Origin of the sequence: Streptomyces sp. SID3343, from assembly GCF_009865215.1 — a bacterium.
Classification (GTDB): domain Bacteria; phylum Actinomycetota; class Actinomycetes; order Streptomycetales; family Streptomycetaceae; genus Embleya.
The window spans coordinates 1-9,794 of the sequence record NZ_WWJX01000385.1; the positions used below are offsets into that span (position 1 = coordinate 1).

Genomic DNA, 9,794 nt, shown 5'->3' on the forward strand with positions numbered 1-9,794 from the left:
CGCGGTTCGGTGGGCGCGTTGGCGGCGCTGAACGGCGCGGCGCCGGCTCCCCCGAGCGCGGTGCGTGCCCGGTCCACGACCCGGGCGCGGTTTTGTACGCCGACGTCCTTGAGCAGCGCCTCCAGGCCGGCCTCGTAGCCCTGCCCGACGGCGCGCACCTTCCACGCCCCCTGGCGCCGGTACAGCTCGACGGTGTGCAGCGCGCGTTCGCTGCCCAGGTCGGCGATCCGGAAGGTGGCCAGATCCTCGCCGGCCGCGCGCACGGTGGTCACCGGAGCCGCCACCACGCCGAACCGGTCGACGCCGCCGCCCTCCAGGGAGGCCGCGACCAGAACGCGCTCGACGTCGGCGGGCAGCTTGTCCAATTCGAAGGTCGCCCCGGACTGACGGATCGTCACCCCGGCGGTGTCCGTACCGCCCCGTTGCAGGACGTCGTCGTCCCCGCGGACTCGATCGTCGGCCCCCACGAGGGCCACCACCAGCTCGACCGGGCATTGTGCCGAGACCTCGACCTCCACCCGGGTGTCGGGCAGTGCCAGGTTTTGACCCCGTACCAGTTCGGTGCTCACGTGCGTTCGTCCCCTCCCCGCCCCGCCGGGACGGACCCCGCGCGAGCGGGCCGGGGGGCGCACTCGCCCGACCCGGCCCGCCCACCTTTTTTGGTTCTGCGTCCTACAGGTGCGCCATCAGAGCCGGCAGCAGGTCCCGCAGGGTCTGGCCGTGCGCCGGCTCACCGATCGCGGCCATCTTCCACGCGGTGCCGTGCCGGTAGAGCTTGGCCATGATCTGGCCGGTGTAGTTGCCACCGCCGGAGAGCGTGTAGCGCGCGAGCTCCGTGCCCGTGGTCTCGTCCACGATGCGGCAGAACGCGTTCTCGATCTCCTGGAAGGTCTGCCCCTGGAAGGAGCTGACCGTGAAGAGGATCTGGTCCACGTGCACCGGCACGCGCGACAGGTCGACCAGAATCGACTCGTCGTCGCCGTCACCGTGCCCGGTCAGGTTGTCGCCGGTGTGGCGAACGGACCCGTCCTTGCTGGTGAGCTGACCGAAGTAGCACACGTCGACCGGCTGGTTGTCGGCGAACAGCACGCACGACGCATCCAGGTCGACTTCCTTCTCCCGGCTGCCGAACAAACCGCGGCGCTTGATGGCGTCCCATCCCAGGCCCATCCGGACCATGGTCAGCTCGCCACCACCCGGCTTGTCGAGTGAAATCCTCTGGCCCTTGGACATGTTGACGGCCACTGGCGACGTCTCCCCTCACACATTTGGTCAAGCGGCTCGCGGACCCCGCCCCGACGGGACGGCGGGCCACACGGCCGCAGAGTAGTCCTCGGGTCCCGCCGGTGTCCCGGCCAGTCCCCAGCGAACCTGTGGATCACGAACCTACCGGTCATGACGCACGGGCCGGACAGGCCGTTCCCGCCGGGCCCGTCTTTCCGGGCATCCGGACCTTTCGGCCCGGATTCGCCCGCGCCCACATCCTCCTACGCGATGCCCGCCGCCTTCATCCCGCGCAGCTCCTTCTTCAGCTCCCCGACCTCGTCGCGCAACCGCGCGGCCAGCTCGAATTGCAGTTCGGACGCCGCGGCGTGCATCTGCTCGGTCATCACCCGGATCATGTCGGTGAGATCGGTCGCCGGCATGTCCTTGGCGTTCTTGGCCGCCTTGCCCAGCTTGGGCACGGGCGCCTTCTGCCGGCCCTTGTCGCCGGACAGCAGTCCCGCGGTGTCGGCGTCCTCGCGGGCGATCGAGTCGAGGATGTCCACGATCTTCTTGCGCAGCGGCGTGGGGTCGATGCCGTGCTCGGTGTTGTAGGCGATCTGCTTGTCGCGGCGTCGATTGGTCTCGTCGATCGCCTTCTCCATCGACGGGGTGATCTTGTCCGCGTACATGTGGACCTGACCGGAGACGTTGCGCGCCGCGCGGCCGATCGTCTGGATCAGCGACGTGCCCGAACGCAGGAAGCCCTCCTTGTCCGCGTCCAGGATCGCGACGAGCGAGACCTCGGGCAGGTCCAGGCCCTCGCGCAGGAGGTTGATGCCCACCAGCACGTCGTACTCGCCCAGCCGCAGTTCGCGCAGCAACTCGACGCGGCGCAGCGTGTCGATGTCGCTGTGCAGGTAGCGCACCCGCACTCCCTGCTCCAGGAAGTAGTCCGTGAGGTCCTCGGACATCTTCTTGGTGAGCGTGGTCACCAGGACGCGCTCGTCGCGCTCGGCCCGGATCCGGATCTCGTGCAGCAGGTCGTCGATCTGGCCCTCGGTCGGCTTGACCACGACCTGGGGGTCGATCAGGCCGGTCGGGCGGATGATCTGCTCGACCACCGAGTCGGCCTTGGCCAGCTCGTACTTGCCCGGGGTCGCGGAGAGGTAGACCGTCTGGCCGATCCGCTCCTGGAACTCCTCCCACTTGAGCGGGCGGTTGTCCATCGCGGAGGGCAGCCGGAAGCCGTGCTCGACGAGGGTGCGCTTGCGCGACGCGTCGCCCTCGTACATCGCGCCGATCTGCGGCACGGTCACGTGCGACTCGTCGAGCACGAGGAGGAAGTCCTCGGGGAAGTAGTCCAGGAGCGTGTTCGGCGCGGTGCCGGGCTCGCGACCGTCCATGTGCATCGAGTAGTTCTCGATGCCCGAGCACGTGCCGATCTGGCGGAGCATCTCCAGGTCGTAGGTCGTGCGCATGCGCAGCCGCTGGGACTCCAGGAGCTTGCCCTGCCGGTCCATCCGGACCAGGGACTCCTCCAGCTCCTTCTCGATCCCGTTGGCCGCGCGCTCCAGCCGCTCGGGACCGGCCACGTAGTGCGTCGCGGGGAAGACGTACAGCTCGTCGTCCTCGGTGACCACCTCGCCGGTCAGCGGGTGCAGCGTCATCAGCGACTCGATCTCGTCGCCGAACATCTCGATCCGGATCGCGAGCTCTTCGTAGACCGGGAAGATCTCGATGGTGTCGCCGCGCACCCGGAACGTGCCGCGGGTGAACGCGACGTCGTTGCGCGTGTACTGGTTGCCGACGAAGCGGCGCAGCAGGTCGTCGCGCTCGATCTCCTCGCCCACGCGCAGGCGCACCATGCGGTCGACGTACTCCTGCGGGGTACCGAGACCGTAGATGCACGACACGGACGCGACCACGACGACGTCGCGGCGAGTGAGCAGCGAGTTGGTGGTCGAGTGCCGCAGCCGCTCGACCTCCTCGTTGATCGAGGAGTCCTTCTCGATGTAGGTGTCCGTCGTGGGGACGTACGCCTCGGGCTGGTAGTAGTCGTAGTACGAGACGAAGTACTCGACGGCGTTGTTGGGCAACAGCTCGCGAAATTCGTTGGCGAGCTGCGCGGCGAGCGTCTTGTTGGGCGCCATGACGAGCGTCGGCCGCTGCAGCCGCTCGATCATCCACGCGGTCGTCGCCGACTTGCCCGTGCCGGTGGCCCCGAGCAACACCACGTTCGTGTCGCCCGCCCGGACCCGCTGCTCGAGAAGATCGATCGCCTGCGGCTGATCACCTGACGGCTGGTAGGGACTGACGACCTCGAAGGGCGCCACTTTGCGTTCGAGATCGGTAATGGGTCGCACTCGGTCAACGTTACGACCCGGCACCGACAAACGACGGGATCGTCGTTTGTCGGTGCCGGGTCGTAACGGCCGGCGGCCTTCGGCCGCTCTCCTCGCAGGCTCGTCGATCACCGGTCGACGACCGATCAACGGGCGCCGACGCACCGACGAACGACACTGCCGCCCGGGTGACGAGTCAACCCGCGAAACGCTCGACCAACCGCGACCAGAGTTTGCGGACCTGAGGCTCCAGTGCCTCCAACGGCCCGTCGTTGTCGATCACCACGTCCGCGACCGCCAACCGCTGCTCCCGCGAAGCCTGTGCGCCCATCCGCGCCCGGGCGTCCGCCTCCGGCATGCCCCGCAGGTGGACCAGCCGGTCGAGCTGCGTGGCGGGGGAGGCGTCCACGACCACCACGAGGTCGTACAGCCCGGCCAGGTCGTTCTCCGCCAGCAGTGGTACGTCGTTGATCAACACCGCGTCCGGCCCGGCCGCCGCCGTCAGCTCGGCCGCCCGCGCACCCACCAGCGGGTGGACGATCGCGTTCAGCGCCGCCAGGCGCTCCGGCGCGCCGAACACGATGCGCCCCAGACCCGGCCGGTCCAGCGTCCCGTCGGGCAGCAACACCTCGGGCCCGAATTCCGCGACCACCGCCGCCAGACCCGGTGTCCCCGGCTCGACCACCTCGCGCGCGATCCGGTCCGAGTCGATCACCACGGCGCCCAGCTCCGCGAGTCGCCGCGCGACCTCGCTCTTGCCCGCGCCGATCCCACCGGTCAGCCCCACGTTGCCCCGTCGCTTCATGCGGCGCAGCCTAGTGCGGCCGGGATTCCCGCCGCGCGAGAGCCCGGCCGCACCCGCGGTCAGTACGGCAGGGTCTGGCCGCGCCGCAGCGTCGAGCCGCACGATGCCCGCGGCGACTCGAGCACGCGAGCGAGTTCACGGGTCTCGATGATCTTCGCGACCCGAAGCAGTTCGGTGAGCCGCTCGGGCGTCACCGCGTCCTTGCGGACCCAGTGGCCGCCGTTTCGGGTCGTCCAGAACTTTTCGTAGTCACGGCCCAGCCGGGGGTCCTCGATCAGGTCGCCACCCCACGTGGTGCTCGCGTCGATGAAGGTCGGCTTGACCTTCTCCAGGACGTAGTCGCGCAGTCCCGCGTGGTCCTTCGCGTACAGGTAGTCGGCGATGGGGGCGTCGACCAATCCCGCCAGGTCGAATATGTGCAGCCGGGTGGTCAGACCGAAGCCGCCCATGTCCGGGCCCAGGTAGGTGCCCTGGTCCCCCAGCTTGATCACGTCGGCGTAGGTGTTGAACGCCTTCCCACGCATGTCCGCGACCAGGCACAGGGGCGTCGTGGGGTCGTGGCGGAAGAGCGTGCGGTTGTCGCCGGCGATCGTCGCGGTCGTCCCGATCGCCAGGCACGTCGCGAACACGATCACCACTCGCCCGCGCAGATCGGCCCGGCGCACCTGCTCGATCACGCACAGCACGGCGATCATCGCGCCGAGCGCCCACAGGGGCGTCGCGAAGCGGAACTGCCCCATCCAGTCCGGGGACAGGATCGCGACCGCGGCCGCCGAGAGGACGAACGGCACCAGGAGGCCGACCAGCGGCCGCCGGGCCGGTCCCGGGCGGGTCAAGGTCATGCCGACGCAGATCAGCACGACGGCGGCGAGCAGCCACCCGGTCACGCCGAGGAGCTCCACGACCTTGTTGACGCTGACCCAGTCGGGCGTCTCCTGCGACTTGGCGACGGCGGTGTTGGGGACCCAGCGGCCGAACTCGATCCGCCGCCACGCCACATAGCCGAGGTAGGGCACGAAGAAGACGGCGCACGACACGGCCGCCACGGTCAGCGCCCGGCGCCATGTGTCCCGGGTGACGAACAGCAGGACGACGACCGGATAGGCGGCCGCGTAGAGCGCGCCGTCGGGCCGGGTCAGGCCCGCGGCCGCCGCGCACAACCCCGCGGCCACGGCCGGGGTCACGGTGGTGAGCCGATCGGCGGAGATCGACCTGGTGAGGATCGTCGCGAGCAGCACGGCACACAGCACGTACAGCGGGTTCTCCAGACCGGAGAACATCCATATCACGAAGGAAGGGGACAAAGTGAACAGTGCGCCCACGGCCAACGGCACGATCCACGCGCCGCGCCGCAGGATCGTCGAGGTCATCAGGTAGGCGCACGTGAGGATCACGACGACGGTGAGCAGCGCGAACGCCTTGGGGAACAGCACGTAGTCCGGTACTCCGAACAGCGTGCCGCGGTCGAACAGCCCGAGCCAACGACCGATGACCAGGATCAGCGTCCACAACGGGTTCGAGAAGCCTTCGACGGGGTCGTCACCGGGCTGGAAAACGGGCCCGTGCCCCTCGGCTATGTTGCGGGCGTACACGTAGGTTATCGCCGCGTCGTCGACGATCCAGCGCCCGTACCTGGACGCGTGCCAGCCCACCAGCGCGGTGCCCGCCGCGATCGACGCGACCGCAGGCAGGGCCCGCTGTGCCGCCGCGCGATCGAATCGCCGGCGCGCCCCCGGTTTGTGCCCGACCTCCGGATCCGGTGCGGCCTGCGGCCTGACTTCCGGATCCACCGTGCCACTGTGCATCACAATCTCCGTTGAACGCTGAAACCGGCTCGCCCCTGGGAGGGGCGAGCCGGAAGGTGCCGAAAGGCGAAGGTCGGGAACAGCGTTGTCGCGCCCCCGAGGGCGAGCTTCAGATGTTCAGCTTGCGGAAGATGGGGCGCGGGACGTGCCGCAGCGCGGACATCACGAAGCGGAACCCGCCCGGCACCCACACCACCGAGGTCTTCTTGCGCAGGCCCTTGACGATGGCCTCGGCGACGATCTCGGGCGTGGTGGCCAGCGGGGCGTCCGGCAGGCCCTCGGTCATCTTGGTGCGCACGAAGCCGGGGCGGACCACCATCACGTGCACCCCCGTGCCGTGCAGTTTGTCGCCCAGGCCCTGCGCGAACGCGTCCAGACCGGCCTTGGTCGAGCCGTAGATGAAGTTCGACTTGCGGGCCCGCTCGCCGGCCACCGAGGAGATCACCGCGAGTGCGCCGTGGCCCTGCCGCCGCAGCGCGTTCGCCGCCGCGAGGCCGGCCGAGACGCCGCCCACGTAGTTGACCTGGGCGACCCGCGCCGCCGCGGCCGGGGACTTCTCGTCGGCGTCCTGGTCGCCCAGCACGCCGAAGGCCAGCAGTACGACGTCGATGTCGCCGCCGGCGAAGACCTCGTCCACGATCTTCTCGTGGTCGTCGCTCTCGGCCGCGTCGAACGCGACCACCTCGACGGTCGCCCCGCGGTCGCGCAGGTCGTCGGCGGCCGCGTCCAGAGCCTTGGAGGGTCGGCCGGCGAGTACGACGCGCCGGACCCGCTCGGCGACCATCACGCGGGCCGTGGTCAGTGCGATCTCGGAGGTACCGCCGAGAACGAGCAGGGACTGCGGTGCGCCCAGGGCGTCTTTCACGGTGCGTCCTTCACAGAGAAACGAGTCGAGACGAGAAAAATCGAGCCGGACCGAGCGAACGGCTCACAGGCCCAGACGCCTGGCCTGGTCCGAGACGAAGACACCGTCCGGGTCGACCTTGGCGCGGACCTCGCGGAACTGCTCCAGCCGCGGGTACATGCGCGCGAGGTCGGCGGGGTCCATCCGCGAGTCCTTCGCGAGGTAGAACCGGCCCTCGTTGGTGAGCACGATCTCGTCGAGTTGCCTGAGCAGCCGCGACAGACCCGGCGTGTTCGTCGGGAAGTCGAGCGTCAGCGTCCACCCCGGCTTGGGGAAGGACAGGAAGCCCGCGTTGCCCGGGCCGAAGCGCTTGAGCACCGTGAGCGAGGACGGCGCGCCGTGCGCGCTGATCGTCTCGACGGCCTTGACGAGCCCGTCCTCACGGCCGAACGGCACCACGAACTGGTACTGGAGGAAGCCCGTGCGCCCGTAGACGCGGTTCCACTCCTGGACCAGGTCGAGCGGGTGGAAGAACCCGGTGATCGACTGGAGCTGACCGACCTTGTGCTTGGGCGCCTTGCGGTACCACAGCTCGTTGAACAGGCCCATCGTGAACTTGTTCGGCAACCGGCCCGGCACCACGTCGGGCACGGTCAGCAGCGAACCGCTCCTGAACCGCAACGGGTCCCGGCGCTGCTTGGGCGAGAGCTCGTCCAAGGACGCGAACTCACCGCAGGTCAGCACGCAGCGGCCCAGGTCGGCGCCCTTGGCCAGGCAGTCCAGCCACGCGACCGTGTACGTGTACTTCTCGTCCGTCTCGGCCATCAACGCCATGGCCTCGTCGAGGTTCTTCGTCCGGTCGGTGTCCACCGACGCGAGCGAGGTCTCGATGGGCGTCATGCGGATCGTCGCCGACAGGATCAGACCGGTCAGGCCCATACCGCCCGCGGTGGCCCAGAACAGGTCCGCGTCCGTCTCGGGGGTGACCGTGCGCACCGTGCCGTCGGCCGTCAGCAGGTCGAACGACAGCACGTGGTTGCAGAAACTGCCGTCCGCGTGGTGGTTCTTGCCGTGCACGTCCGCGCCGATCGCGCCGCCGACGGTCACCTGCCGGGTGCCGGGCGTCACGGGCACGAAGTAGCCGAACGGGACGAACAGTTCGATGAGCCGGTCCAGGCTCACCCCCGCCTCGCACGTGACGAGCCCGCGCTCCAGATCCACGTCCAGGATCCGGTCGAGGCCGGTCATGTCCAGGACCGTGCCGCCGCCGTTTTGCGCCGGGTCGCCGTACGAGCGGCCCAGGCCGCGGGCGATCACACCGCGCGACGTGCGCTGCCCGAGGGCGGTCGCGACCGCGTCGCGGTCGGTGGGGCGCACGACGTCCGCGAAGGTGGGGGCGGTACGTCCCCAACCGTTCAGGCTGATGCGCCGAGCGGTCGGTCGTGCGTCGGCCGATGGGCCGTCAGACATGGAAAACTCCCAGAGCGAATGTGAGAAGCCAAAGCAGACCCAGGCCGACGAGGACCCTGTCCTTGAGGAGAACGTCCTCGGGGGATCCCGCGGTTCCGGCGTCCACGTAGACCGCGTAGCGCAGGAAGGCGAAACCGAACGGGATCAGCGAAAGCTGGTGCCACGCGAGCGTGGAATCGCCCTCGGGGATCTGAAATGCCCACAGGGAGTACGTGAGCAGCGTCACCGCCACGGCCATCTGCCACACGAAGCGCAGGTAGGTGATCGAGTAGTTGGCCAGCGAGGCGCGCGTCTTGGCGGCCTCCTCGCCCATCAGGACCATCTCCGAGTAGCGCTTGCCCGCGACCATGAACAGCGAGCCGAAGCCCGCAGTGAGCAAGAACCAACGCGACAACGGCAGTTCGGAGGCGGTACCGCCGGCCATCGCCCGGAACAGGAAGCCCGACGCGACCATCGCCAGGTCGAGCACGACCACGTGCTTGAAGGAGAAGCAGTACGCGGCGTTCATCACGACGTACAGACCCAGCACGAGCGCGGTGCCCGCGTTGCACAGCAGGACCGCCAGCGCCACGGCGAGCGCCCCGAGCAGGGGCCCCAGGACCCAGGCGAGCTTGACCGGCACCGCGCCGGAGGCGATCGGGCGGTTGCGCTTGGTCGGGTGGCCGCGGTCGGCCTCGACGTCGAACGCGTCGTTGACGTAGTAGATCGCCGACGCCGCGAGGCAGAACAGCAGGAAGACGATCGCGGTGTGGCCCAGGACATAGCCGTGGGTGATCTTGCCCGAGGCCAACGGAGCCGCGAACACCAGGACGTTCTTGACCCACTGCTTGGGCCGGGCGAGCTTGAGCAGCCCGCCCGGGAGCCCCCCGCGCGGCGGACGCGCGGGCGCGTCCACGGTCGTCGTGACGACGATCTCGCGCTCTTCGAGCGGTGATTCGATTTCGGATGTACTCAAGACTCAGACCCCTTCGGGACGCGCTCGTCGGGCCCAGGCGCGGCCGAGACCGCCGGCCGCGAGGCCCATCGTCGCGCCGGCGGCGACGTCGGACGGGTAGTGGACGCCCACGACGAGCCGCGAGAAGCAGGTGGCGGCGGCGGCCGTACCGGTGACGGCGGTGGGCAACAGGCCGTGGAACGCCACGGCGGCGGCGGCCGAGGAGACCGAGTGCGAGGACGGGAAGCTGTGTCGTCCCGCCGTGCGCACGGTGGGCTCCAGGCCCGGCAGGGCGGGGCGGGGCCGACGCACGACCCTTTTGACGACCATGCTGGCCACGTGCGCGCCGGCCACCGTCGCGGTCGCGCGCAGCCAATCGGCGCGCCGC

9 protein-coding genes are annotated in these 9,794 nt (G+C 69.7%); all 9 read right to left on the minus strand.

Annotated elements, in window-relative coordinates; genetic code table 11:
- A partial coding sequence (locus GT354_RS13030) for a TerD family protein (RefSeq protein ID WP_161356465.1) occupies positions 1-569 on the minus strand: 569 nt, incomplete at its 3' end.
- 103 nt (positions 570-672) lie between these two features.
- Positions 673-1,245, minus strand: coding sequence for a TerD family protein (locus GT354_RS13035; protein WP_161356466.1), 573 nt, complete (start codon positions 1,243-1,245; stop codon positions 673-675).
- A 242-nt stretch (positions 1,246-1,487) separates the two neighbouring features.
- On the minus strand, positions 1,488-3,569 hold the full coding sequence (gene uvrB, locus GT354_RS13040) for an excinuclease ABC subunit UvrB (protein ID WP_161356467.1): 2,082 nt from the start codon (positions 3,567-3,569) through the stop codon (positions 1,488-1,490).
- A 175-nt stretch (positions 3,570-3,744) separates the two neighbouring features.
- Positions 3,745-4,353: a dephospho-CoA kinase gene (coaE, locus tag GT354_RS13045; protein WP_161356468.1), complete on the minus strand. Its 609-nt coding sequence runs from the start codon at positions 4,351-4,353 to the stop codon at positions 3,745-3,747.
- Between the two features lie 59 nt (positions 4,354-4,412).
- Entirely contained in the window at positions 4,413-6,158 is a 1,746-nt protein-coding gene (locus GT354_RS13050; protein WP_161356469.1) for a hypothetical protein, read from the minus strand.
- A gap of 109 nt (positions 6,159-6,267) precedes the next feature.
- On the minus strand, positions 6,268-7,023 hold the full coding sequence (locus GT354_RS13055; RefSeq protein ID WP_161356470.1) for a decaprenylphospho-beta-D-erythro-pentofuranosid-2-ulose 2-reductase: 756 nt from the start codon (positions 7,021-7,023) through the stop codon (positions 6,268-6,270).
- A 63-nt stretch (positions 7,024-7,086) separates the two neighbouring features.
- Positions 7,087-8,472 carry an FAD-binding oxidoreductase gene (locus GT354_RS13060; RefSeq protein WP_161356471.1) on the minus strand — a complete coding sequence of 462 codons (1,386 nt, stop codon included), beginning with the start codon at positions 8,470-8,472 and terminating at the stop codon, positions 7,087-7,089.
- Entirely contained in the window at positions 8,465-9,427 is a 963-nt protein-coding gene (locus tag GT354_RS13065) for a decaprenyl-phosphate phosphoribosyltransferase (protein WP_161356472.1), read from the minus strand. The genes GT354_RS13060 and GT354_RS13065 overlap by 8 nt, the downstream gene beginning before the upstream one ends.
- A gap of 3 nt (positions 9,428-9,430) precedes the next feature.
- A partial coding sequence (locus GT354_RS13070; protein ID WP_161356473.1) for a phosphatase PAP2 family protein occupies positions 9,431-9,794 on the minus strand: 364 nt, incomplete at its 5' end.

Bases quoted from the DNA above. Each gene is read 5' to 3' on its own strand.
- coaE (WP_161356468.1), bottom strand. From the start codon at position 4,353: ATGAAGCGACGGGGCAACGTGGGGCTGACCGGTGGGATCGGCGCGGGC.
- GT354_RS13050 (WP_161356469.1), bottom strand. From the start codon at position 6,158: ATGCACAGTGGCACGGTGGATCCGGAAGTCAGGCCGCAGGCCGCACCG.
- GT354_RS13060 (WP_161356471.1), bottom strand. From the start codon at position 8,472: ATGTCTGACGGCCCATCGGCCGACGCACGACCGACCGCTCGGCGCATC.